General features: G+C 59.5%; 21 protein-coding genes and 2 pseudogenes. 9 read left to right on the top strand and 14 right to left on the bottom strand.

What is annotated here, in order from left to right; genetic code table 11:
• Positions 1-57: 57 nt before the first annotated feature.
• Entirely contained in the window at positions 58-837 is a 780-nt protein-coding gene (locus AC1DWG_RS08320; protein WP_477763417.1) for an AraC family transcriptional regulator, read from the bottom strand.
• 148 nt (positions 838-985) lie between these two features.
• Here AC1DWG_RS08320 and AC1DWG_RS08325 point away from each other — a divergent pair, with 148 nt between their 5' ends.
• Both AC1DWG_RS08325 and AC1DWG_RS08330 read left to right on the top strand, forming a co-directional pair.
• Positions 986-1,213: a DUF6555 family protein gene (locus AC1DWG_RS08325; RefSeq protein WP_057714008.1), complete on the top strand. Its 228-nt coding sequence runs from the start codon at positions 986-988 to the stop codon at positions 1,211-1,213.
• A gap of 33 nt (positions 1,214-1,246) precedes the next feature.
• A complete protein-coding gene (locus AC1DWG_RS08330; RefSeq protein ID WP_223460812.1) occupies positions 1,247-1,525 on the top strand; it encodes a hypothetical protein in 279 nt (92 codons plus the stop codon).
• A gap of 23 nt (positions 1,526-1,548) precedes the next feature.
• Here the strand turns inward: AC1DWG_RS08330 and AC1DWG_RS08335 are convergent, their stop codons facing one another.
• The 5 genes and pseudogenes from AC1DWG_RS08335 to AC1DWG_RS08355 form a co-directional block, all read right to left on the bottom strand.
• Positions 1,549-1,713 (bottom strand): metallothionein, encoded by a 165-nt coding sequence (locus AC1DWG_RS08335; RefSeq protein ID WP_103395323.1) that lies wholly within the window; start codon positions 1,711-1,713, stop codon positions 1,549-1,551.
• A gap of 101 nt (positions 1,714-1,814) precedes the next feature.
• Positions 1,815-1,931: pseudogene (locus AC1DWG_RS08340) on the bottom strand (helix-turn-helix transcriptional regulator); the annotation flags it as partial.
• 21 nt (positions 1,932-1,952) lie between these two features.
• On the bottom strand, positions 1,953-3,188 hold the full coding sequence (locus AC1DWG_RS08345; RefSeq protein WP_223460810.1) for a hypothetical protein: 1,236 nt from the start codon (positions 3,186-3,188) through the stop codon (positions 1,953-1,955).
• Positions 3,189-3,196: 8 nt separating this feature from the next.
• Complete coding sequence (locus AC1DWG_RS08350) at positions 3,197-4,003, bottom strand: hypothetical protein (RefSeq protein WP_223460808.1); 807 nt, start codon at positions 4,001-4,003, stop codon at positions 3,197-3,199.
• The gene (locus AC1DWG_RS08355) at positions 3,975-6,722 is read right to left on the bottom strand and encodes a glycoside hydrolase family 19 protein (protein WP_477787621.1); all 2,748 of its coding nucleotides are present in this window, start codon (positions 6,720-6,722) and stop codon (positions 3,975-3,977) included. Before AC1DWG_RS08355 ends, AC1DWG_RS08350 begins: the two co-directional genes overlap by 29 nt.
• Before the next feature lie 747 nt (positions 6,723-7,469).
• On the opposite strand from AC1DWG_RS08355, the gene AC1DWG_RS08360 reads away from it, so the two are divergent.
• Positions 7,470-7,817 (top strand): DUF6124 family protein, encoded by a 348-nt coding sequence (locus tag AC1DWG_RS08360; protein WP_223460804.1) that lies wholly within the window; start codon positions 7,470-7,472, stop codon positions 7,815-7,817.
• Between the two features lie 210 nt (positions 7,818-8,027).
• Here AC1DWG_RS08360 and AC1DWG_RS08365 read toward each other — a convergent pair whose 3' ends face one another.
• From AC1DWG_RS08365 to AC1DWG_RS08375, 3 genes and pseudogenes are all read right to left on the bottom strand, one after another.
• Positions 8,028-8,849, bottom strand: coding sequence for a methyl-accepting chemotaxis protein (locus tag AC1DWG_RS08365; RefSeq protein ID WP_477787664.1), 822 nt, complete (start codon positions 8,847-8,849; stop codon positions 8,028-8,030).
• Positions 8,850-8,885: 36 nt separating this feature from the next.
• A pseudogene (locus AC1DWG_RS08370) lies at positions 8,886-9,710 on the bottom strand (cache domain-containing protein); the annotation flags it as partial.
• A 122-nt stretch (positions 9,711-9,832) separates the two neighbouring features.
• The gene (locus AC1DWG_RS08375; RefSeq protein ID WP_477763414.1) at positions 9,833-11,149 is read right to left on the bottom strand and encodes a Na+/H+ antiporter family protein; all 1,317 of its coding nucleotides are present in this window, start codon (positions 11,147-11,149) and stop codon (positions 9,833-9,835) included.
• A gap of 366 nt (positions 11,150-11,515) precedes the next feature.
• On the opposite strand from AC1DWG_RS08375, the gene AC1DWG_RS08380 reads away from it, so the two are divergent.
• Positions 11,516-13,192, top strand: a complete 1,677-nt coding sequence (locus AC1DWG_RS08380; RefSeq protein ID WP_477787622.1) for an MFS transporter — start codon at positions 11,516-11,518, stop codon at positions 13,190-13,192.
• Positions 13,193-13,320: 128 nt separating this feature from the next.
• Here AC1DWG_RS08380 and AC1DWG_RS08385 read toward each other — a convergent pair whose 3' ends face one another.
• From AC1DWG_RS08385 to AC1DWG_RS08395, 3 genes are read right to left on the bottom strand one after another with little or no spacing between them, the layout of a single operon-like run.
• Positions 13,321-14,634 carry a sensor histidine kinase gene (locus AC1DWG_RS08385; protein ID WP_477787623.1) on the bottom strand — a complete coding sequence of 438 codons (1,314 nt, stop codon included), beginning with the start codon at positions 14,632-14,634 and terminating at the stop codon, positions 13,321-13,323.
• Positions 14,631-15,299 (bottom strand): response regulator transcription factor, encoded by a 669-nt coding sequence (locus tag AC1DWG_RS08390; RefSeq protein ID WP_477754510.1) that lies wholly within the window; start codon positions 15,297-15,299, stop codon positions 14,631-14,633. The genes AC1DWG_RS08385 and AC1DWG_RS08390 overlap by 4 nt, the downstream gene beginning before the upstream one ends.
• A gap of 3 nt (positions 15,300-15,302) precedes the next feature.
• Entirely contained in the window at positions 15,303-15,623 is a 321-nt protein-coding gene (locus AC1DWG_RS08395; RefSeq protein WP_477754511.1) for a PepSY domain-containing protein, read from the bottom strand.
• Positions 15,624-15,939: 316 nt separating this feature from the next.
• On the opposite strand from AC1DWG_RS08395, the gene AC1DWG_RS08400 reads away from it, so the two are divergent.
• The 4 genes from AC1DWG_RS08400 to codA all read left to right on the top strand — a co-directional run bounded on the left by AC1DWG_RS08400 (position 15,940) and on the right by codA (position 19,717).
• Positions 15,940-17,019, top strand: a complete 1,080-nt coding sequence (locus tag AC1DWG_RS08400; protein WP_477787624.1) for a patatin-like phospholipase family protein — start codon at positions 15,940-15,942, stop codon at positions 17,017-17,019.
• 75 nt (positions 17,020-17,094) lie between these two features.
• Entirely contained in the window at positions 17,095-17,451 is a 357-nt protein-coding gene (gene queD / locus AC1DWG_RS08405) for a 6-carboxytetrahydropterin synthase QueD (protein WP_008049817.1), read from the top strand.
• Between the two features lie 95 nt (positions 17,452-17,546).
• A complete protein-coding gene (locus AC1DWG_RS08410; RefSeq protein WP_477763350.1) occupies positions 17,547-18,377 on the top strand; it encodes an alpha/beta fold hydrolase in 831 nt (276 codons plus the stop codon).
• Positions 18,378-18,472: 95 nt separating this feature from the next.
• Positions 18,473-19,717 carry a cytosine deaminase gene (gene codA / locus AC1DWG_RS08415; protein WP_477787625.1) on the top strand — a complete coding sequence of 415 codons (1,245 nt, stop codon included), beginning with the start codon at positions 18,473-18,475 and terminating at the stop codon, positions 19,715-19,717.
• A 113-nt stretch (positions 19,718-19,830) separates the two neighbouring features.
• Here the strand turns inward: codA and AC1DWG_RS08420 are convergent, their stop codons facing one another.
• Entirely contained in the window at positions 19,831-20,823 is a 993-nt protein-coding gene (locus AC1DWG_RS08420) for a diaminopimelate epimerase (protein WP_477763348.1), read from the bottom strand.
• A 165-nt stretch (positions 20,824-20,988) separates the two neighbouring features.
• On the opposite strand from AC1DWG_RS08420, the gene AC1DWG_RS08425 reads away from it, so the two are divergent.
• A complete protein-coding gene (locus AC1DWG_RS08425) occupies positions 20,989-22,140 on the top strand; it encodes an MFS transporter (RefSeq protein WP_477787626.1) in 1,152 nt (383 codons plus the stop codon).
• Between the two features lie 175 nt (positions 22,141-22,315).
• On the opposite strand, the gene AC1DWG_RS08430 is transcribed toward AC1DWG_RS08425, so the two are convergent.
• Complete coding sequence (locus tag AC1DWG_RS08430) at positions 22,316-23,710, bottom strand: MFS transporter (RefSeq protein ID WP_477787627.1); 1,395 nt, start codon at positions 23,708-23,710, stop codon at positions 22,316-22,318.
• Between the last annotated feature and the right edge of the window lie 48 nt (positions 23,711-23,758).

Consider the following 23,758-nt stretch of genomic DNA (forward strand, 5'->3'; position numbering starts at 1 on the left):
CCTGCGAGCATCGGCCAAGTGCTTCTGAATTTCGGCCAAAGCCTGGCCTCGGCGAACTCAGTCCTGGCGTTGCGCCGCAGGAAACTGCGAGGGGGCGACACCCAGCTCACGACGAAACATGTCACTGAAGCTGCTCGGCGAATAGCCCAGCTCCCGGGCAATCGCACTGACCGGTGCGCCCTGGATCAACCCGGCCACCGCCGTCGCCAGTTGCACCTGACGCCGCCACTCGGCGAAACCCATGCCCAGGCCGTCCTTGAACAGCCGCGCCAGGGTGCGCACGCTGGCTCCGGCGTTATCCGCATGTTGTTCGAAAGGAATGTCCAGTGAAGGCGCGGCCATGACCGCCTGACACAGGTTCATCAGCCGTCGGTCGGAATCGTCCGGCAGCGGGATTTTCAGCAGCGAACGCCTGGCCCGCTTGAGCTCCAGCAGTGCCAGCCCCACCAGCGCGTCGTAATACTCGGGCGGCCCGTCGTTGCCCTGCTCCACCAGACCGACGATCAGCTCGCGCAGCAAACCGCCGACCTCAATGACTTGCACGCTGTCATCCAGGGTCGCCGCCAGGGACGGGCGCAAGTAGATATTGCGCATTTGCAGGTCGGACACCACGCGAATCCCGTGGGGCACGCCGGGCGGCAACCACACCGCCCGCTGCGGCGGCACCACCAGCGCCTCGTGCGGCGTCTCGACCCACATCACACCGCTCATCGCATACAGCAACTGGCCCCAGACGTGCTCATGGGGCTCGATGTACAACCCGCGCGGATAGGTGCGAGCCAGCGGTTGCACGGGCACATCGGTGTCACTCAGGTCAGGCGGTGCGGCGAGGGCCATGGTCTATGTTCATTTGGGGGGGCCGGAAGACCCCATGGTAACGAGGCACCGAACTTGTCGCCAGCAACCGCCGCCGTCCGACAAACCGAGTGAATTTTCCAGATGGCGCGCGATCCTTTTATGTAAGACAGGGAGGAACCGGAGCTTTATGAACAGTGCAAAATTATTCGTCATCGAGTACACCCTCCATGGCGCTCCGAAATCATTCATTATCCGCCTGGAAAAAATGGATAACGCAGAAGCCTGGCATTGGGCGAGCTGCGACGCAGGGGTGGGGCGAATCCCCCGTTTCGGACGCGAGAAGGTGCAAAAGACCAGCAAGCCGATGGCTGAAAAATTCGGCGTGGAAAACGTCAAGTGGCGGCCGGCGAACTAATATCCGGTAACCATCAGGTTCGGGGGAAGGGATATGAGCACAACACCCGTCAACAGCCCTGCGCAGCTGGACTACGGTCTGGACACGCCGACCGGCCGCATCACCAAGAGCGCCGAGTGCCTGATCGGCCTGGAACAGGTCGAAAATGACCCATTCTGCTTCGCCATACGCGTCCCGGCGCCACTGCCGGAAGATCTGGAGCAAGCCAAGACCCTGGTGCTGCGGGTCGAAGGGCGGCGCTTGCAAGGCACCGTGCGCCACAGCGAACGCCTGGAGGATGACAGCCTCAGGCTGGAAGTGGAGCCAGATTAGGCTCCACTTTTCATTCGCGGTTGTCAGCCATGAGCGCACTTGCAACCTTTATGGGTGCATTCCTCGCCGTGTTCATGGTGCTTGGCGCAGGCTTCACAGCAGTAATGCTTGCCGTGACGGGCAATCGGATGTTCACCGAGTTTGCAGGAACATTTCGGACAATCGCAGATACTTTCACGGTCAATCATGGGTCTGACTCCTCTTGTGTGGTCGCCAGTGCTCAGATGCACACCGTAAGTGTAGGAGCTGCCGCAGGCTGCGATCTTTTGACTTTTCAGTGCCTGCGCAGTCACTCGATAAACAACGCAAACAACTCCGACTGCGAACCCACCTCCAGTTTCAAATACAAATTCCTGCGGTTCATACGCACGGTTTCCGGCGAGATGTTCATCTGGCTGGCGGTAGAAATCACCCGTAAGAACTACGTTCAAGACTCCAATTTCAAAAGTGCTGATGCTGGCATCAACACCGTGCCCCAGAGACCAGCCGCAGCCGCTCCGCCACTGAAGATGAATTGTGGCCCGGCACCGCGCCGAATAGCCTGCGCCCCGGCAGCGACGGCTAGCCAAGGCGAAGCGCAGCCTGGATGACCCAGCATTGCATCGAGGTTGCACAATCCCGGCCTATTGACTGACATGGGGACTTCAGACAACACGCCTGCAATGGCGGCAGCCCGTCGCCCATCAATACCCACTTGCCAAACCTGCTCGATTGATGTCGATTCAAGCGGCACCCAATCCAGAGCCTGGCGCGTAGCGTAAAGCAGATCATCGGCGGTGGGCTTGCGCTCCTGCTCCGGACGGTGAAGGTAGGCTATCGGCGGCAATGTGGTTTGCGTCAGACGATTGCCAAACAACAGCCCGACGGCGGCTTCCGCCGTGCCTTCAGGCTGCTGCGGCGCAAACTGCACGGCCAAAACCAACAACAACGCCCGATCACCAATACGCTGGTCAAGCCACTGGTCCAGTGCAGCCAGACCGGTGCCATCCACAGGGGTAACGGGCTGGCGAATACCGGATTCGCGCCATGCCTGTCGCCAAACTCGGCGCCATTGCTTCTCCGGCAAACCGGTATCGACATCCAGCAACAGGGCCAGCGGTTGATCGGCAGGCAACTGCGCCAAAGTGGGCACCATGTCGGCGAGCGTCTGCGCCCATATACTCAGCAATATTGCTTCCGGATTTTCATCTGCATCGTTAGATAAACAACTATGGCGAAGTATTGATCCATCCACCCTGGACGCTTGTGACTTCAGCGCCGTCGTCCCACTCAGCAGAGCGTCAAGCTGTATTTCCGGAACATCCGCAGGTTCTTCAAGAGCAGTCTGCAAGCTCACTCCCAACACCTGTTGCGAGCGACGCCCCTGACGAATCTTGCGGATCAGGTCTTCTTCACGAGCCTCATCCCAACCATCGGCGGCACCTTGTTCGCCGGCGTGCAACAGCACTCGCCCGAAACCCAGCACGCACCAAACCAGGATTGGAATGCTTACGGCCCAGCTCCAGAAATCCGAAGACCGTTGAGGTAATGTTTCGTCGCCGAACAACAGCGTCGCTGCAACACCTAACAAACAAAACAGCAACAACATGGCGAGCCAAAGCAAAAATCGAGGTCGTTGAGGGCGCAGTGCGAGAGGAGGAATTTTATCCAGCCTGATTGGCATGTCTTCACCTAACTCGCCGAAAAGTTTATCGACTTACACTGAGCCCATTTCGTAATCATCTTTATCTTTGCTTGGTAGGAAACCTTGCACCATCCGGCAGTCGAATCCGTCACCAAAACTCTGTCGCCCTCGATTAAATACATCTTAGTTTTACTCTGCTGTTCCGGTTCAGAGCCACCATCAAAAAGAAATGCTTTCTCTAAAATGGTACCTGTGATTTCTTTGTCAGCAATGATGGAGTAAAACAAGGGCGAACCAACTACCGCTTCAACACTTTTTTTGTCTTTGTACGGATATATATACGTTGATCGTCCTTGTTCATCGACAGAATCCCCACCCAGATCAAAAAAACGTGTACGCTTTCGATCAAGAAGTAAAGTTTCGCCCTCCAGCCTAATAACACTTACGTCGTAAATATCACTTACCGGATCCCACGCTCTTGGCGTTTCCATGCGATGGATAACGAACAGCATTTCTTCGCCCATCCCACCAACTGGAAGAAAAAAAGCGTCGGTGATTGCTCCTTCCGTACCCGCGTATGGAAATTCATAAACAAACTTTGGGCTTTCAGATGGAATAACCGAGTAAAGGGATATTTCATCAGGATCACGGGACAACTGCCCCTCGGTTTGCACCTCTGCTTTTGTGTAGACGAAACATGCTTTCACCCCATGTACATCCATATAGCCATAAGCTTCCCGAAGGCCAATAGCGCTGCACCCTTGATCACTCGCTATTGCCGTCGACCCAAGCAGATAACCAAAAATTATAATTAACTTAATCACTTCATTTACACCTACTATCAAAGTGAGCATTGAATTCTTTAGTAATCTCCCGCTTGTATTTTTGGCGATCAGGCAAACCTGCCAATCCGATATTTATGGGGCGAGTCACCGCGGTAACGCCGACGCCCCCATTTAGGGACGGATCTTCCGCAATCGCTGCTATATGCCTTACCTTCCAGAACCACAGTGCTGTTTCTATAGCAACGGCGAAATCTTTCTCCAAGAGCTCTGGGTTAGAGTCAATCGGCAGCCCTGTATCTCTGGCGCATTTCTTATAGGTTTCATAATGAGTGAGATGGATCAACCCTCGTCCTCTAAAATCTTTTCCTGGCTGCTCAGCATTGCCATAACAATGCAAGCCGTAAGCTGCATCGTTACCTATAAGATGTTCATCTATCCAATTCAGTTTTTCTTCATCACTTGCGAAGGAAAGCCCTTTCCTAGAAAACCCCGCATTGATTACAGTCGGAGATAATCTATAAAGTTTGGCGGCAGTGTATATTCGCCTAGAGTAGTTCAACGACTCTCGAAACTGTAAAAACCCGCCAGTCTCCTTCTTTGCTTGCGCTAGCAGATGCGTGATTTGCTCACAGCTATCTAGTCCGTATTTCTTGAACAGGTTTTTAGATGCTTCAACCATTGCACTGATGAAAAGCGGGTTCACTTCGCTGCCGCATATTTCGCTCAAAAAACCTTTCGTTAATTTGAGCGTAGTGCCACATATTTTGCAATTCAGCACTCCGTTTACAGTGTTCGCAAAGTAACCAAACATCCCAATCGGATGAAAGTGATACACACTCCCCCACGAAGGCAACCCCACCTTCTCCGCAACTTCCCTCCACCACCCCATCTGTGCAATCCGCTGCTTCTCCGCCAGCCAATTCAAGTGCGGTGTCGAGCCGCTATGGCCGAGCAACTCATCCAGTGCGTCCCATACCTTCGGCTGCTGAAACCACTCGCTTTCCTTGTACAGGATCATCTGCGAAATCGCCTGCGCATGAGCCGGTCGCTCAAGGGCCGCTTGCAGTTCAGTGGCCGTCATCTTGCCGTCGCGGTTGCGATCGATGATCTCGTACAACCGGCGTTTCATCGGGCCCTTGTCGTCTTTTTCGGCAATGGAACGATAGCGCTCGCGTTCAGCGTCGCTGAAGCGGCCGATGGCGCTGAGAAAAGAGGCCAGCAAGTGTTTGGGTCTGCTGAAGTCGATGATGACGTCATAGCCTTCCCAAGCCCACGGACTGACCCAAGGCGTTACGCCTGGCTCTTCACACACCCAGCCATCAAGAAGATTGTTGTCGGCGTCGTGAAGCAAATGTTTCAGGTGATACCAGGTGCGAGCTTTGCGCGTCGGGCTCGCGGGCACCTGGATTTTTCGGTCCGCCGGCAGATCATCGAGCATCTTTTTGGGGACCAGCAAATCGGCAGCACTGCGCGGGCTGGGATCACTCGACGCCTGCAATTGCGCAGCGGTGACATTTCCTTCAGGCGCCACCACCGGTGTGCCCATGGGGAGTTTCAGCCAAGTTCTGTCTTTCTCCGGCAGGCGTTGGGCCCACAATCGACTGGCTTCGATGAATTCCTCGACGTCATCACCACTGAAGGTTTCCAGGTGCAGCTTCTTATCCGGCTGATTCGCGCCGCCGTCCTGATACAGGCCGAGGTGGCCGATGAGGTCACCTGCCTTGATTGCGACAGGCTGGTCAAGCACCACTACCTGATCTGTCGCTACCGGCTCAATGGCACCTTCCAGCGAGTCAAAATGCACATACTGGTTGATGCGCTCGAGCTTGCGAAACTCGCCTTCGCCACTGACCGTGACTTCCGATTCAACCGGTAAATCGAACATTACGTTATCGGCAATCACCGGTTCGGCCCGGACGTTGACTGTCGTCTTCGACGAACTGATGCGGGTTTCTTTGCGGTCTGGGTGTTTGAGCACCTGAGTAGAGAGATAGCCCTTGATCGAGCCATCGGGGTTGAGCAGTTTGGCCGGTCCCAGACTGCTCTCCAACTTGCGAAATTGTCCGGTGCCACTAATAGTCACCTCGGCGCCTCGCGGCAGAACATCGATTACCTGGCCATTCAACTTATTGCGCACGTTCAGGCCACGCTGTTCAGGCCGGCCGGGAAAGACGTCATACGCCGTCTGCTTGACGCGAAAGGTCGGACGCTCGGGCCAGAATCTTGGGCGAGCGAGGGTGGAATCCTTCTGATACATCGCCCAATCCTGCAGATGCATGTAGAGGCTATAAAAAATCAGGCTTGGTGGAGTGTCCTGGCTACCTTCGATCTTCGGCGGTTGAAGGTGATGGCGAACCAACACGAAGTTGCGCGAAAAGGGTTTCTCGACCGTTCGATCATTGGCGAAGTAAGCGGTTTTCGGCGACTGCGTGTCGACGCGATAGGCCACCACTTCGCCGTCGGCCAGGCAATGCACGCTGGACTGATCCAGGATGCCGACGGTGCCGCTGTCGAAATGCACGCCGCCATGAAAGAGCCCGCTGCGGCCTAGCGGGTAGTAACCGGCAGCGGCATTGGCCATGTGAGTCAACTGCGCCAGCGGATCGCGTTTGTCCTTGAACGGATGGCACCAGTTTTTCAGAGGGAGCAGTGTGGAGTTATCCGCTTCCGGGGTCGCCGGGACTGGCCGGGTATCGGGTGGTGGCGAGCTCGGAGAACTCGGCCCATCCCATCGCGAGTCCCCGCGGTTGCCGTGAAATCCAAAAAATCGGGCAAGCAAACTGGCCATGTTGAGTGTCGCTCCTTGTTCTGGAAAAGATCAGGCAGAGAAATCCGTAAATTCCGTGGACTTGGCTTAGGTTGTCTGTCAGTTGCGAGGGCGCTGGCACTTGCAGCAATTGATGGGCCGCACCGCTGCACGCGAAAGGACGTCGAAGGCGGCGTCGAAGGCGGCGTCGAAGCCGCGGACGTGGAATTTGTGGCGGCTGTGGTCGAAGAAGGTGCTAGGTATGTTGAGCAAGGTTCAGACCTCCCTGGCCTGTTTGAGGTGTACGGGGAGGTTGTAAATCCACCCTCGTTCAAGCGCTCGACAGCTTTCACGAAGGTGATCAGGGCTGGAATAGGACATTTCTGCGGGTGACGTAGGACGCGTCCGTATACCGATGCGCCTGAACTGTAAGAGTTTTCCAGGCCTTGTCGAACAACCCATCAAGCTTACTTCTCGAAAGCCACAACGCCTTGCGTCGTTGCCTACGGTTACGCCAGAATCCGCCGGCTTGTGCGCCCTGGGGCCGCTCGGTAACTTGATTCGCGTCACTGATCGTCAGTGATCGGGTTTAGTAGCCCGGCCAAGGTTAAAGCGGTTGCATGAGCATTATCAGTCAGGTATTCGCCTGCACTTGATGGTAGCTGTGCGCATGGCGTCCTCGGGCGCGCCGGTTTTTGCTTTCCTTGCCGGTCTACTAACTTGCGCACAGCTGCCACCCTTTCGTGTAGTAGCGAGATGGTGCGGCCCAACCACTAAAGGGAAGCACTTATGAACAAACCAACACCGAATCCCCCGGACGCAGATCCGGCAAAACTTTCAGAAGCCCTCGACTCAAACAATTCCCACGAGCGGTCCGAACGCATCCCCTCTGCCGCCGACATACAGGCCACCCCGCGCAAACTCTGCACCATGTTCATCGTCAATCCGGAACTCGATAGTGAAACCCTGCTGGCTCATGCGTGTGAGTCACTGGCCTCGGCCAATGTCATGACCCTGGATCTGGCGGATCGTACGGAGGGGACGAGTCGCAATACGCTGCTGGGTATCGCACAAGTCATCATGCTAGGCGAGTTGGCGGTGAACCGGGCGCTGGATCGAATCTATCCGCCTGAGTAGAAGATTAAAAGATCGCAGCCTGCGGCGGCTCCTCCATGGGTCCGGTACAACCGTCATTTTGCGGGTGTACGCAAAACCTGAGCCGCCACAGGCTGCGATTTTTTGTGGCAAGGGAGCTTGCTCCCGCTTGAGTGCGTAGCGCTCACAGATTTTTGGGGCCGCTGCGCAGCCCGGCGCGAGAAAGCCCCCTCGCCACAAAAAGTTGCTCTGTCAGATCCGGAACTGCCCCACCAGACCGCCCAGGCGCTGACCGAGGTCGGCCAAACTGCGCGAAGTCTGCGCGCCGAGCTGGGTTTCGTCGGCGACGCTGTCCACCGCCACGGCAATCTGATGCACGCTGCGATTGATCTCTTCGGCCACGGCGGTTTGCTCTTCGGCGGCACTGGCGATCTGCGCGTTCATCGAATTGATGGTCGCGATCAGTTGGGCCATGGTGTCCAGCGAAGCCCCCGCCTCGTTGGCCTGGGCCGAGGTGCCGTCGCCGGCCTCGCTGGAGCGGCGCATTGCCTCCACCGCCGACCGGGTGCCGGCCTGCAAGCGGTCGATCATGCCCTGGATTTCCTGGGTGCTGATTTGCGTGCGGCTGGCCAGCGCCCGCACTTCATCGGCCACCACCGCAAAGCCGCGCCCGGCCTCGCCGGCACGGGCGGCTTCGATGGCGGCGTTGAGCGCCAGCAGGTTGGTCTGCTCGGCAATCGAGCGGATCACCCCGAGCACGCTGACAATCGACGACACGTCTTTTTGCAGGCTGTCGAGGGACACGCCGCTGCTGCGGATGTCGTCCACCAACGCATGAATTTTCTCGATGCTGCCGGCCACCACACGCTTGGCAGCCTGGCCTTCTTCGTCGGTCTGCTGGGCAGCCACCGCGGCATTCTGCGCGCTTTTGGCCACTTCCTGAGCCGCCGCTGACATTTCGTTGATTGCCGTGGCCACCTGATCAGTCTCATGGCGCTGACGTTCCATGGCCTGGTCCGAGCGATTGGCCTGGTCGGACACCTGATTCACCAGCCCGGTCAGTTGCGAGGTCATTTCGGTGATCTGCCGTACCAGGCCGTGGATCTTGTCGACGAAACGGTTGAAGGAACCGGCCAGTTCACCGAGTTCGTCCTGGCTGGTGATGGTCAGGCGGCGGGTCAGATCACCCTCGCCTGCCGCAATGTCGTCGAGGTTGGCTTTCATCAAATGCAGCGGACGCAGAATGGTGTTGGCCAGCAACATCCCGGCAGCGGCGATCACCAGCAGCACCACGAGCGCCACGCCGACGATGCTCAGCACCATGCCTTGCATGCGCTCCTGGACCTTGGCTTCGACCACCGCCACTTGGGCTTCGATGCCGTCGAGATTGACCGAGGTACCGACCGCCATGTCCCACTTCGGCAGGTATTCGGTGTAACCGAGCTTGGGCACCAGCACCTGGGTGTTGCCGGGCAAGGGCGAGCTGTATTGCAGGTAGTGCGTACCGTCCCTGGCGACTTTCACCAGGTCGCGGTTGACGTAGACGCCGTTCGGGTCGCGGTTGTCCTTGAAGCTCTGGCCCACGCCTTCGGGGCTGTTGGCCTTGAACAGGCGCACGGTGTTGGAGTCGTAGCCGAAGAAGTAGCCGTCCTTGCCATAGGTGATGCTCGACAGCAGCTTGATCACCTGGGCCCGCGCTGTCTCATCGCCGGGGGCGGCCGCGTCGTAGAGCGGTTTGATCGTGGTCATGGCCACGGCCACGTAGCTTTGCAGGGTCGCCTTGGCATCGCTGAGCAAGCGCTCGCGGGTCTGCTCGACTTCCTTGCGCGCCTGATCCTGCAGAATGAACAGCGTGGTCAGGCTGATGACCAGCGCAAACAGCAACACCGGGAGGACGGCAAGGGACAGGACTTTGGCCTTGAGGCTCATGCGCATGACGTTCACTCTTTTGATTTTGTTGGCGTGGTTAAAAGCTTTAACGGCACGCCGGGTCAAAAGTTGAACGCCACAAAAAGATCGCAGCCTTCGGACGATCTTTTGATCTTTTGCTTGTTAGATCACAGCACCATCGCCGCAATCCAGCCAAACGCCAGCAGCGGCAGGTTGTAGTGCAGGAAAGTCGGGACCACGGTGTCCCAGATGTGATGGTGCTGGCCGTCGATGTTCAGGCCGGAGGTCGGGCCGAGGGTCGAGTCCGAAGCCGGCGAACCGGCGTCGCCCAGGGCACCGGCGGTGCCGACGATGCACACGATGGCAATCGGGCTGAAACCCAGTTGCACGCACAACGGCACGAAGATCGCCGCCAGAATCGGCACGGTGGAGAACGACGAGCCGATGCCCATGGTCACCAACAACCCCACCAGCAGCATCAGCAAGGCGCCGATGCCTTTGCTGTGATCGATATACGCCGCCGACGACTCGACCAGCGTCTGCACCTCACCGGTGGCCTTCATCACTTCGGCAAAGCCTGAGGCTGCGATCATGATGAAGCCGATCATCGCCATCATTTTCATGCCTTCGGTGAACAGGTCATCGGTGTCGCGCCATTTGACGATGCCCGACACCGAGAAAATCAGGAAACCGGCCAATGCACCGATAATCATCGAATCCAGCAACAACTGAATGATGAACGCCACCGCGATGGCCACGCCGGCCACCATCAGGCTCAGCGGGTTGTATTGCACCGCCACCTGCTCGACTTGTTCGATCTTTTCCAGGTCGTAGACACGCTTCTTGCGGTAGCTGACAAACGCGATCAGCAGGCCCGCCACCATGCCCAGGGCCGGAATGCCCATGGCGTGGGTCACATTGATGCCGCTGATGTCCACACCGCTGCGGGCGACGTTGGCCAGCAGGATCTCATTGAGGAAGATGTTGCCAAAGCCCACCGGCAGAAACATGTAGGGCGTGATCAAACCGAAGGTCATGACACAGGCGATCAGGCGACGGTCCAGTTGCAGCCTGGTCAGCACATAAAGAAGCGGCGGCACCAGCAACGGAATGAACGCGATATGGATCGGCAGGATGTTCTGCGAGGCGATGGCCACGACCCAGAGCAGGCCGATCAGCAGCCATTTGACCTGGCCACCGCCGCTGGCGTGCTGGCGATCGACCATCGCCAGGGCCTTGTCGGCCAGCGCATGGGCCATGCCGGACTTGGCAATGGCCACGGCGAAAGCCCCGAGCAAGGCGTAGGACAACGCCACCGTCGCCCCGCCACCGAGGCCGCTGTTGAAAGCCTTGAGCGTCGCTTCGATCCCCAGGCCACCGGTCAAGCCACCGACCAGCGCACCGACGATCAGGGCGATCACCACATGCACGCGGGACAGGCTGAGTACCAGCATGATGCCGACCGCGGCAATTACTGCATTCATTGTCATACCTCTGGGCAAGCGAAAAGAGTCCGGCCGGCAGTCTGCGAGAGCCGCCAGCGGATAAAAGGAATGGGTTTTATTAGAGGGCGCGCACTTTGCCGTAGAGTCGGCGCGGTGTCAAAGCTCGTGGGGACTCTGAGTGTGCAGTGGATTGCGCTCCCACATTTGTTTCTGCGCGCAGCTCAATCAAATGATGGCGAGTGGATATCTGCCGGACCTTGATTATGCTTCATGGAACCTTGCAGCATTTTCTGGCGTCAACTTGAATGCAAGCCACGTAATCCAATGACTTCAGCCCCATGGCCTGGGTACGGTAAGTGTTGGTGGGAACTCCGGCCTACAACAAGAGCAAGACGGAGAATACTCATGGCAGCAATCGACAATACAGCCACGGGCAGCGCGCCCAACCACGGAATCACCAGGGAGGAACGCAAGGTCATTTTCGCCTCGTCCCTGGGCACCGTGTTCGAATGGTATGACTTCTACCTGTACGGTTCCCTCGCGGCGATTATCGCCAAGCACTTCTTCGCCGGTGTCAACGAAACGACTTCCTTCATCTTCGCCCTGCTCGCCTTCGCTGCCGGCTTCGCCGTGCGGCCCTTCGGGGCGATTGTGTTCGGTCGACTGGGCGACATGATCGGGCGTAAACACACGTTCCTCATCACCATCGTGATCATGGGTATTTCCACGGCTGTGGTGGGTTTGCTGCCGGGCTATGCAACCATCGGCGTAGCCGCGCCGATCATTCTGATCAGCCTGCGCCTTATGCAAGGCCTGGCGCTGGGCGGTGAATACGGCGGTGCAGCGACCTACGTGGCCGAACACGCCCCCAAGGGCAAACGTGGCTACTTCACCTCGTGGATCCAGACGACAGCAACCCTCGGCCTGTTTCTTTCACTGCTGGTGATCCTCGCCTGCCGTACCGCTCTGGGCACCGAAGCCTTCGAAGCCTGGGGCTGGCGGATTCCGTTCCTGCTGTCGATCCTGCTGCTGATCGTCTCGGTGTACATCCGCCTGCAACTCAGCGAATCACCTGTGTTCATGAAAATGAAGGCTGAAGGCAAGGCGTCCAAGGCACCGCTGACCGAATCCTTCGCCCGCTGGGAAAACCTCAAGATCGTGATCATGGCCCTGCTCGGTGGCACCGCTGGCCAGGCCGTGGTCTGGTACACCGGGCAATTCTATGCGCTGTTCTTCCTGCTGCAGACGCTGAAGATCGACCCACAGACCGCCAACCTGCTAATTGCCGGCTCACTGCTGATCGGCACACCGTTCTTCGTCATATTCGGCAGCCTGTCTGACCGCATCGGTCGCAAGGGCATCATCATGGCCGGCTGCATCATCGCGGCACTGACTTACTTCCCGATCTTCCATGCGTTGACCCAGTACGGTAACCCCGACGTGTTCATTGCGCAGGAGAAGAACCCGGTCACGGTCATCGCCAATCCAGGCCAGTGCTCGTTCCAGTTCGACCCGGTGGGCAAGGCCAAATTCACCAGCTCCTGCGACCTGGCCAAGACCGTGCTGGCCAAAAAGGCCATCCCCTACAAGAACGTGAACGCCGAGCCGGGCGCTGTTGCACAGGTGCGCATTGGCGAGAAAGTGATCGAGAGCTTCGAGGGCACCGGCATGCCGGCCGCCGACTTCAAGGCCAGGAACGACGCCTTTACCGCCAACCTCGTCACTGCCCTCAAGGACGCCGGCTACCCCGAGAAGGCCGACCCGGCCAAGACCAACTACCCGATGGTGCTGTTGCTCCTGACCATCCTGGTGATCTACGTGACCATGGTCTACGGGCCGATCGCCGCCTGGCTGGTGGAACTGTTCCCGGCACGCATCCGCTACACCTCGATGTCGCTGCCCTATCACATCGGCAATGGCTGGTTCGGTGGTTTCCTGCCGACGGTGGCGTTCGCCATGGTGGCGGCCACGGGGGATATCTACTATGGGCTGTGGTATCCGATCGTCATCGCGGTGATGACGGCGGTGCTGGGTATTTTCTTCATGCCGGAAACCAAGGATCGGGAGATTCATCACACCTGAGGTAGACACAAATCACTGTAGGAGCGAGCTTGCTCGCGATGAACGCAAGGGCGCCGCTGTGAATCAGAAAGGGCGCGTCATCGTTAACGATCATCGCGAGCAAGCTCGCTCCTACAGGACGGCGATTATCAGTGCTTGGGCAATTCGATGACGACCTTCAACCCGCCCCACTCGCTTTCCAGCAACGACAGTTTGCCGCCCCAGCTATCGACGATGTCACGCACGATCCCCAGCCCCAAACCATGCCCATGGGTTTGCTCATCCAGCCGCGTACCTCGACCAAACACCTGATCGCGACGCTCTTCGGGAATGCCCGGGCCATCATCTTCCACACTCAGTTCAAACCCCTGCGCCCGCTCGACCACACTCAGCCGCACCTCGGCATCCGCCCATTTGCAGGCGTTGTCCAGCAGGTTGCCCAGCAGTTCCAGCAGGTCTTCACGATCCCAGGGCAATTGCAGGCCGGGCGGTGCGCGGTAGCTCAGCGCCAGGTGTTCGCCATGGATCATGTTCAGGGTTGCCAGCAATCCGGGGAGTTCAGCATCGCAATCAAACAGCGCGCCCGGCAGCGCATCGCCGGACAACCGCGCACGATTGAGTTCGCGATTGAGCCGTTGCTCGACCTGCTGCAGTTGTTCCTTGAGGACCTTGCGCAGTTGCGGGTGCGCGTCGAGTTGCTCGCTCGAGGCCAGGCTCAACAGCACCGCCAGCGGCGTTTTCAACGCGTGGCCGAGGTTGCCCAAGGCATTGCGCGAGCGCTTGAGGCTGTCTTCGGTGTGGGCCAGCAAGTGGTTGATCTGCGCCACCAGTGGCTCCAGCTCCACCGGCACCTGATCATCGAGTTGCGAGCGCTGGCCCTGTTGCAACTGCGCGATCTGTTCGCGCGCCTGCTCCAGCGGGCGCAAGGCGCGGCGCACGGTGATCCGTTGCAGCAACAGAATCACCAGCAGCCCGGTCAAACCGAGGCCCAACCCGAGCTGTTGCATAAGCCGGAAGCTTTCGCGTATTGGCGTGTAATCCTCGGCGACGCTGATGGAGATCGGCAACCCCGAACGTCGATAGTCCGTACGCAATACCAGCAACTGTTGCCCTTCCGGCCCCAGTTGCAGGTCGTCGTGCAGGCCGGGTTGATCGAGCGCTGGCAGCTCCTGATCCCATAAGGAACGGGAACGCCAATGGCCGTCGGCGAGATCGATGCGGAAATAATGCCCGGAAAACGGCCGCTGATAGGCCGGCGACAGGCGTCGTTCATCCAGTTGCAAGCCTTGCGGCCCGCGCACCAGTGCCGCCAGCAGGTTCTCGCTGTCATTGCGCAACCCGGCCTCGAGGTAGCGCTGCAAACCCATTTCGAACAGCCACAGGCTGGTTTGCGCCAGTATCAGGCCAACGACCACCATCACGCTGATCAGGCCCAGGCTCAAGCGGCGCTGGATCGATCTCACCGGGCTTGCCCGCCGAACAGGTAGCCCTGGCCGCGACGGGTTTCAATCACACTTTTGCCGAGCTTGCGGCGCAAATGGTTGACGTGGACCTCCAGCACATTGGAGTCGCGCTCGGTTTCACCGTCGTAGAGGTGCTCGGCGAGGTGGCTTTTGGAGAGGATCCGCTCGGGGTGCAGCATGAAATAACGCAACAGGCGAAACTCCGCGGCAGTCAGCTGAATGTCCGCACCGTCGCGGACAACGCACTGGCGACCTTCGTCCAGATGCAGACCGGCGGCCTTGAGCGTTGGCTGGTTGACCTGGCCATGGGAGCGGCGCAGCAACGCCTGGATGCGCAAAAACAGCTCTTCGGGATGAAACGGTTTGGTCAGGTAATCATCGGCGCCGGCCTTCAGGCCTTCGATGCGCTCGGCCCAGGAACCACGGGCGGTCAGGATCAGCACCGGCGTGGCCAGCCCTGTCGCGCGCCATTGCGCCAGCACCTCAAGCCCCGGCACGCCCGGCAAACCGAGGTCGAGGATGATCAGGTCGTAAGGTTCAGTACTGCCCTGATACACCGCGTCGCGACCATCGGCCAGCCAGTCCACCGCATAGCCCTGGCGGTTGAGACCGGCCAGCAGTTCGTCGGCCAGGGGCACATGGTCTTCCACCAGCAGCAAACGCATGGATCAGTCTTCCTTGTCTTTGAGTAAACGGCCGGTGGAGGCTTCGATGTCCAGTTCGCGAACCACGCCTTCAGGGGTCAGCAGCTCGACTTCATAAATGTAGACGTCATGTTTTTCTTCGAGCCCGGCTTCCAGCAGTTTCGCGCCGGGGTAGCGATCCATTGCCTGCTGCAGCAGTTGCTCCAGCGGCAGGATCACGCCCTGTTGACGCAGGCGCAGGGCTTCATCCTGGTCCAGGTCGTGGGCCATCACTGCCGAGCAAAAAGCCAGAAGCACCAGCGCTATCCAGCTGCCGGTGCATCGCTTGAATAGAAACACCTTCATTACCAATCCTGATGATCCTTGAGAACCTGCCCGCTGACAGCGTCTAATTCCAGATCCCGGTCGGTGCGAGTGGTGTGAGCTTCTCGAAAGCCACTATGGTATCAGCGTCGCGCTACCTCAGCGTTGCGTCGGGGTCCAGGCGAGCCATCTTAACCAGCTGAACTTAATTGAAGCTGAATTGCCATCATTGCCAACCCCACAAATCCTGCAGGAGCTGCCGAAGGCTGCGATCCTTTCTCACTTTCACTTGAGTCGCCTAGCAAAAGATCAAAAGATCGCAGCCTTCGGCAGCTCCTACACACACATCGAGACCGGTATGACCGCCATCCACATCAAGTCCCCTTCCCTGACCCTCAAGGCCGGTCCGCGCGCCTATGCGCACATCCGCGCCAACGGCCTTAACGCGGCCGAGGTCGGCACCTTGCCTGGCGCGGCCGGCGGTCCGAAGGCGCTGGGGATTCAGGGACTGGACCTGGCGCTGTTCGGCGAGTGGCTGCCGGCGGCACCGCGGGAACGCTCGCTGATTGGCGCATCGGTGGGTTCCTGGCGCTTCGCCAGCGCCTGCCTGCCGGACGCCGCCGAGGGCATCCGGCGTCTCGGGCAGCTGTACACCGAGCAGAGTTTCGCCAAGGGCGTGACCATGGCGCAGATCAGCCAGAGCTCCCGGCGCATGCTCAATGACCTGCTCGACGGTCGCGATGCCTCGATCCTCGGCAACAGCGATTACCGCCTGAACATCATGGTGGTCAAAAGCCACGGCCTGCTCGCCGACGATCATCGCGCTCGCCTGGGGCTGGGCCTGTCCTCGGTCATCGCCGACAACCTGCGTGGCCGGGCGCGGCTGGCCCGGCACTTCGAACGCCTGATCATCCACGACCCGCGCCTGGCGCCGCCGGTCAATGCCTTGAATGACTTCCCGTCGCGCTTCGTCGCCCTCAACACCGGCAATTTGCGCCAGGCCTTGCTCGCTTCGGGCTCGATTCCGATGGTGATGGAAGGCGTGCGTGACCTGCCGGGTGCCGGTGCGGGAACCTACCGCGACGGCGGCCTGCTGGACTATCACCTGGACCTGCCCTACAGCGGCAACGACATCGTGCTCTACCCGCACTTCACCGACCGGGTGATTCCCGGCTGGTTCGACAAGACCCTGCCGTGGCGCCGCGCCTGCCCGGCTCGCTTGCAAAACGTGCTGCTGCTGGCGCCGTCGAAGGACTACCTGGCGCGCCTGCCCTACGGCAAACTGCCGGACCGTAACGACTTCAAACGCTTCATGGGCGACGCCCCGAGCCGGCAGAAATACTGGCGCACGACCATGGACGAAAGCCGCCGCATGGGCGACGAATTCCTCGAACTGGCCGCCAACGGTCGCCTCGGCGAGCGCTTGCTGACCCTTTAGTCAGGACAAACTGGTAAACTCGCCGCCTGCCCGAATCGCTGCGGCGAACGCCACCTGAACAGAGCTGAAAACACTGTGGAAATCTTCAAGGAATTTACTTTCGAATCCGCCCACCGCCTGCCCCACGTACCGGACGGCCACAAGTGCGGCCGCCTGCACGGTCACTCGTTCAAAGTGGCGATCCACCTGAGCGGCGACCTCGACCCGCACACTGGCTGGATCCGCGACTTCTCGGAAATCAAGGCGATCTTCAAGCCGCTGTACGAGCGACTGGACCACAACTACCTGAACGACATTCCCGGCCTGGAAAACCCGACCAGCGAAGTGTTGGCCAAGTTTATCTGGCAGGAAATGAAGCCCCTGCTGCCGGAGCTCAGTGCAATCCGCATCCACGAGACCTGCACCAGCGGTTGCATCTATCGCGGCGAATAAGCCAGCGTTTCGTCAGTGACATGAAAAACAGCCTTCATCGGCTGTTTTTTTATGCCTATGCTTTTTGCCTCTTCCCCCGCCAAGAGGACAAGCCCATGACTGACTGGCCGCTGGATCAGGTCTTTGCCTTCAACGGACATCAAGTGCGCTACGCCGTGCGCGGTGACGGCCCGCCGCTGGTGTTCGTGCATGGCACGCCCTTTTCTTCCTGTGTGTGGCACCGGATCGCGCCGTACTTCACGGCCACTCACCGCGTCTACTACTTCGATCTGCTGGGCTACGGGCAGTCGGCACAACCCGACGACGATGTCTCGCTCGGTGTGCAAAACCAGTTGTTGGCGCAGTTGCTGGAGCATTGGCGCCTGGATTGCCCCGACGTGGTGGCCCACGACTTCGGCGGCGCCACCGCCCTGCGCGCGCATCTGCTCAATGGCAAGGATTACCGCAGCCTGACGCTGATCGACCCGGTGGCGCTGACGCCCTGGGGTTCGCCGTTCGTGCAGCATGTGCGTCAGCATGAAGCGGCGTTCAGCGGACTGCCCGATTACATCCAGCGCGCCATCGTGCCGACCTATATTCGCGGGGCGATCAAGCGGGAAATTCCCGACGCCGAACTCGCCCCCTACGTTCAGCCATGGCTGGGAGAGCCGGGGCAAGCGGCGTTCTACCGGCAGATCGCGCAGATGGACGAGCGCTATACCTGCGAGGCCGAGGGCCTGTACCCGACGATTCGCTGCCCGGTGCAGATCCTGTGGGGAGAGGATGACCAGTGGATTCCCATCGAACGCGGGCAGGCGCTGCATCGGATGATTCCCGGATCGCAGTTTTATCCGATTCCCAACGCCGGTCATCTGGTTCAGGAAGATGCACCCGAAGCGGTCGTCGCCGCTCTTATGCGATTTTTACCCCTGCAACTATCTACCTGAACAAACCCGCTCCCACATTTTGAACTGGCGGGATTCGCCGCAGGCGAGCTAACGTAAGGATATTGCCTACACGATTCGCTAAAAGGATCTGCCCGATGCACATCATCAACGCCCGTCTGCGCAACCAGGAAGGCCTGCATGAGTTGTACCTGGAAAACGGCCTGATCAGCAGCATCACCCGCCAGATCGAAGCCCCGACCCTGGGCCCTGACGATCTGGACGCCGGCGGCAATCTGGTGGTGCCGCCCTTTGTCGAGCCGCACATCCACCTCGACGCGACCCTGACCGCCGGTGATCCGCGCTGGAACATGAGCGGCACGCTGTTCGAAGGCATCGAGTGCTGGGGCGAACGCAAGGCGACCATCACCCTGGAAGATACCAGGACCCGCGCGAAGAAAACCATTCAGACCCTCGCCGCCCACGGCATCCAGCATGTGCGCACCCACGTCGACGTCACCGACCCGCAATTGACCGCGCTCAAGGCGATGCTCGAAGTCCGCGAGGAAAGCCGGCATCTGATCGATATGCAAATCGTCGCGTTCCCCCAGGAAGGCATCGAGTCCTACCGCAATGGTCGAGAATTGATGGAGGAAGCCATCCGCATGGGCGCGGACGTGGTGGGTGGTATTCCGCATTTCGAGTACACCCGCGACCAGGGCGTCAGCTCGGTGAAGTTCCTCATGGACCTGGCCGAGCGCAGCGGTTGCCTGGTGGACGTGCATTGCGACGAAACCGACGATCCGCATTCGCGCTTTCTCGAAGTACTCGCCGAAGAGGCCCGCAGCCGCGACATGGGTTCGCGGGTCACGGCCAGCCACACCACCGCCATGGGCTCCTACGACAACGCCTACTGCGCCAAACTGTTTCGCCTGCTCGGCCATTCGGGGATCAGCTTTGTCTCCTGCCCCACTGAAAGCATCCACCTGCAAGGTCGCTTCGACAATTTCCCGAAACGCCGGGGCGTGACCCGGGTCAACGAGTTGCTGGAAGCGGGCATGAACGTGTGCTTCGGCCAGGACTCGATCGTCGATCCGTGGTATCCGCTGGGTAATGGCAACATTTTGCGGGTGCTGGAAGCCGGGCTGCACATCTGCCACATGCTCGGTTATCGCAACCTGCAAAGTGCGCTGGACCTGGTGACGGACAATAGCGCCAGAGCCATGAACCTCGGCGATCGCTATGGCCTGGAACGTGGGCGGCCGGCGAATCTGCTGATTCTGTCGGCAGAGAGTGATTACGAGGTGATCCGCAGCCAGGGGTTGCCGTTGTATTCGGTGCGTGCGGGCAAGGTGTTGATGAAGCGGACGATGCCGGTGGTGGAGTTTGCTGGTCTGAGCTGAAATTTGCGTTGACTGGACTGGCCCCTTCGCGGGCAAGCCCGCTCCTACAGGGAATTTGTGAACGACACCGATCCACTGTAGGAGCGGGCTTGCCCGCGAAGGCTATCTAACCGTCAGCCAATCATTCGAGCCGTACCAAACAGGCTGACCCGACTCAATTCCCCCAACTCTTCCTCCAGCAAGATCGGCGCCGTGCCACCCGGCATCGTCACCTTGACCTCCCCGGCGCCGACCCAACCTGCCCGCCAGGCCGCACAGGCCACCGCGCTGGCACTGGTCCCCGACGACGCCGTCGGCCCCTCGCCCCGCTCGAATACCCGTGCGGCGATGTGCCCTTCGGACACGCGCATTGCCCATTGCAGATTGATCCCCGCCGGACAAGGTTTGCCTGCACCAACCGGCATGGCATAGGCAATCCGCGTCAGCCCCTCACCCAGCGCCGGCTCACGCATCTGCTCGTTGCTCGGCAGGTCCTCGGCACTTTCCACCAGCGTCACGCAATGGGGATTGCCGACCCGCGCGAACTGGCTGCGCGACCATGCACTATTGAGTACCGCCAATTGTTCAACGTGGCTGAGTTCGCGACCATTGAACACCACCGCTTCAACCCCGTGAGCACTGACCGCCGACGGCCCGAATCCCGGCTGGCCCAGGTCGAGCCAGAAACCCTTTACGCCATCGACCTCTGCGGCTTTCACCGAAGTCTGCCCCGGCGAAGGCGTATCAGCCTTGTCGTGATGAACCCTGAGCAGACAGGCTTCGTTCTGCGGCAACAGCCCTTGATCGCTGAGGGCCTGGGAAAAAATCGTCAGCCCGTTGCCACTGCGCTCGGCCAGGGTACCGTCGGTGTTGACGATCAACAGATCAAAGGGAGGCGACGACTGAAACGGTCCGACCAGCAAACCGTCGCTGCGATGATCTTTGCTGCCGGACGGTTGAGTACCTGGAGCCCAGCTGCAGCAAGCCTCGATCGCGGCTATCGCCCAGGCTTCCAGGGTTTGCGCTGCCTGGCTGGCCTGATGGGGCAAGTCGATGCCTTGGCGGCGCAATTCTTCTGGCGCTACCACGATGTAAATATTGCCCCGTGCATCGTACCTCTGCGCCATGGCGCCCTCCGCGTGTCATTGGAATGGCTCAACATATCGCGAAAAACACCGGCGCTGTGCAACGATGTCGTCCTGTACGACTGTAGAACTTTCCGGGCACTGATCGAACCCTCACAGGCCGATCACTGTCCGTTGAGGACGCGACGCTTTTTGCCAAGGATTGTTATGACCAGCCTCAACAGCCAAACCACCTTCGTTCCCGGCCGCCTGGAACAAATGTCCACGCGCATCGCCTTTTTCATCGCCGGGTTCGGCATCGCCGCGTGGGCGCCGTTGGTGCCCTATGCCAAGTCCCGGGCCGGGCTGGATGAAGGCACCCTGGGATTGTTGCTGCTGTGCCTGGGGGTGGGTTCGATTCTGGCGATGCCGCTGGCCGGGATCCTGGCCACACGTTTCGGTTGCCGACGGGTGACGACCGGCGGCACCCTGCTGATCTGTGCCGCCCTGCCATTGCTGGCGACGGTGTCGTCGATTCCGGCCCTGATCGCAGCCTTGTTCATGTTCGGCGCGGGTCTTGGCACCGTGGATTCGACGGTCAACCTGCAAGCGGTGATCGTCGAGCGCGCCAGCGGCAAAAACATGATGTCGGGGTTCCATGGCCTGTTCAGCCTGGGCGGGATTGTCGGTGCGGCGGGCGTCAGCGGGTTGCTTGGCCTGGGGATTTCCCCGCTGGGGGCCACGCTGGTGGTGATCGTGATGCTGCTGATCGCGCTGGCCAGGGCCGTGCCGCACCTGTTGCCCTACGGCAGCGAGAGTTCGGGACCGGCGTTTGCGGTACCCCATGGCATCGTCCTGTTTATCGGCGGCATGTGCTTCATCGTGTTCCTCGCCGAAGGCGCGGCGCTGGACTGGAGCGCGGTGTTCCTGGCACAGGAACGCGGTATCGACACGGCGTATGCGGGGCTCGGGTATGCGGCGTTTGCCCTGACCATGACCGCCGGGCGTTTGACCGGTGACAAAATCGTACGGCGGTTGGGCGCGACACGGGTGATTGTGTTCGGCGGGTTGACGGCTGCCGCAGGCTTGTTCCTGGCGACGTTCGCACCAAGCTGGGAGGCGGCGCTGGTGGGTTATGCGCTGCTGGGTGCCGGTTGTTCGAACATTGTGCCGGTTCTGTACACCGCTGTCGGCAAACAGACGGTCATGCCCGAAAGCATCGCCGTGCCGGCCATTACCACCCTGGGTTATGCGGGCATTCTGGCGGGGCCGGCCGTGATCGGCTTCATCGCCCATGGCAGCAGCCTGAGTTTTGCCTTTGCCTTGATGGCGCTGTTGCTGGTGGCGGTGGCCATTGGCGGGAAAGTGTTGAAGGTCTGAAAAAATTCCACCGGTAAGCCCCCGAACCCAATGTGGGAGATCAATCGCCTCCGACTACAAAATCCCCGCCATTCAAAGCGCACCAAACCTGAAACGCAAAAGGCCGCTGATTGCTCAGCGGCCTTGTTCAATCCGATGGGTTACTCCGTTTTGCAGACGTCATCGAAGCCGTCATTCACAGGTCGGTAATTTCCTTATGGCGAGGCACCAGCATCTTCATCACACTCCACGCCACCAGATAGGCCAGCGCGCAGACGGCGAACATGATCATGTAGCCGGTACGGATTTCACCCACCGATTTGTAATAGTCAAACACCCAGCCACCGATCTTGGTCAGCAAGACTCCGCCCAACCCACCCGCCATACCGCCAATGCCGACCACGGACGCGACGGTCTTTTGCGGAAACATGTCGGACACCGTGGTGAAGATGTTGGCCGACCAGGCCTGATGCGCCGACGCGCCCACACCAATCAGCAACACCGGTACCCAGACGCTGATGTGACCCAATGGCTGCGCCAACAGCACCACCAATGGGAAAACGGCAATCACCAGCATGGCTTTCATGCGGCCATCATACGGCTTGTCGCCACGTGCCATGAAATAGCTGGGGAACCAGCCGCCGCCAATACTGCCCACCATGGTCATGCTGTACAGCACGGCCAGTGGCACCACGATGGCTGCGCCTTTCAGGCCGTACTGCTCCGACAGGTAGGTCGGAAGCCAGAATAGAAAGAACCACCACACACCATCGGTCATGAACTTGCCGAAGGCAAACGCCCACGTCTGACGGTATTTCAGCAATTGGAACCACGAAACCTTTTTGCCAACGCCCGTCTGCACAGCGGCGCCAGCGTGGGAATCACTGCGGATGTGCGCCAGTTCCTGCGCCGACAGGCGCTTCTGCTGCTCCGGCTTGTCGTAAAACGCCAGCCATACGCCCATCCAGATAAAGCCCAGCATGCCGATTACGATGAACGCTGCCTGCCAGCCCCACAGGCCAGCGATCAGCGGCACCGAAATGGGTGCCAGGATCGCGCCGACGTTGGCCCCGGAGTTGAAAATGCCGGTGGCGAAGGAGCGTTCCTTCTTCGGAAAATACTCAGCGGTGACCTTGATTGCGGTCGGGAAGTTGGCCGATTCACCGACCGCCAGCACAGCGCGCGACAGCATGAAGCCGGCGATCGAGACCGGGATGACCGCAATACCGAGCGCGCCACAGATGGCGGCGATGCCCTCGCCCATGGGTTCTGCAAAGGCGTGCATGATCGCGCCGGTCGACCAAATACAAATCGCCACCACAAAAGCAGCCTTGGTGCCGATCTTGTCGACCACTCGCCCCGCGAACAGCATGGAAATCGCGTACGTGAACTGGAACACGGCGGCAATGTTGGCGTAATCCGTGTTGCTCCAGCCAAATTGCCTCGACAGATCCGGCGCCAACAGGCTGAGCACCTGGCGGTCGAGGTAATTGACGGTGGTTGCAAAAAACAACAATGCACAAATGGTCCATCGGTATTTACCGACAGACTGGCTGACGCGTTGCGCGGTCATTGGCTCGTTCAGGTTCATGGCATCACTTTATTGTAGATTTTTGGTGATGATCTCTCGGTATAAAAC

The organism is Pseudomonas sp. P4_B3, assembly GCF_056402295.1.

Coding starts and splice junctions, on each gene's coding strand:
- AC1DWG_RS08325 (WP_057714008.1), top strand. CDS start 986: ATGAACAGTGCAAAATTATTCGTCATCGAGTACACCCTCCATGGCGCT.
- AC1DWG_RS08355 (WP_477787621.1), bottom strand. CDS start 6,722: ATGGCCAGTTTGCTTGCCCGATTTTTTGGATTTCACGGCAACCGCGGG.
- AC1DWG_RS08330 (WP_223460812.1), top strand. CDS start 1,247: ATGAGCACAACACCCGTCAACAGCCCTGCGCAGCTGGACTACGGTCTG.
- AC1DWG_RS08410 (WP_477763350.1), top strand. CDS start 17,547: ATGACTGACTGGCCGCTGGATCAGGTCTTTGCCTTCAACGGACATCAA.
- AC1DWG_RS08425 (WP_477787626.1), top strand. CDS start 20,989: ATGACCAGCCTCAACAGCCAAACCACCTTCGTTCCCGGCCGCCTGGAA.
- AC1DWG_RS08395 (WP_477754511.1), bottom strand. CDS start 15,623: ATGAAGGTGTTTCTATTCAAGCGATGCACCGGCAGCTGGATAGCGCTG.
- AC1DWG_RS08375 (WP_477763414.1), bottom strand. CDS start 11,149: ATGAATGCAGTAATTGCCGCGGTCGGCATCATGCTGGTACTCAGCCTG.
- AC1DWG_RS08350 (WP_223460808.1), bottom strand. CDS start 4,003: ATGCTCACTTTGATAGTAGGTGTAAATGAAGTGATTAAGTTAATTATA.
- codA (WP_477787625.1), top strand. CDS start 18,473: ATGCACATCATCAACGCCCGTCTGCGCAACCAGGAAGGCCTGCATGAG.
- AC1DWG_RS08380 (WP_477787622.1), top strand. CDS start 11,516: ATGGCAGCAATCGACAATACAGCCACGGGCAGCGCGCCCAACCACGGA.
- AC1DWG_RS08320 (WP_477763417.1), bottom strand. CDS start 837: ATGGCCCTCGCCGCACCGCCTGACCTGAGTGACACCGATGTGCCCGTG.
- AC1DWG_RS08400 (WP_477787624.1), top strand. CDS start 15,940: ATGACCGCCATCCACATCAAGTCCCCTTCCCTGACCCTCAAGGCCGGT.
- AC1DWG_RS08345 (WP_223460810.1), bottom strand. CDS start 3,188: ATGCCAATCAGGCTGGATAAAATTCCTCCTCTCGCACTGCGCCCTCAA.
- AC1DWG_RS08365 (WP_477787664.1), bottom strand. CDS start 8,849: ATGACCTCGCAACTGACCGGGCTGGTGAATCAGGTGTCCGACCAGGCC.
- AC1DWG_RS08390 (WP_477754510.1), bottom strand. CDS start 15,299: ATGCGTTTGCTGCTGGTGGAAGACCATGTGCCCCTGGCCGACGAACTG.
- AC1DWG_RS08360 (WP_223460804.1), top strand. CDS start 7,470: ATGAACAAACCAACACCGAATCCCCCGGACGCAGATCCGGCAAAACTT.
- AC1DWG_RS08420 (WP_477763348.1), bottom strand. CDS start 20,823: ATGGCGCAGAGGTACGATGCACGGGGCAATATTTACATCGTGGTAGCG.
- AC1DWG_RS08430 (WP_477787627.1), bottom strand. CDS start 23,710: ATGAACCTGAACGAGCCAATGACCGCGCAACGCGTCAGCCAGTCTGTC.
- AC1DWG_RS08335 (WP_103395323.1), bottom strand. CDS start 1,713: ATGATTGACCGTGAAAGTATCTGCGATTGTCCGAAATGTTCCTGCAAA.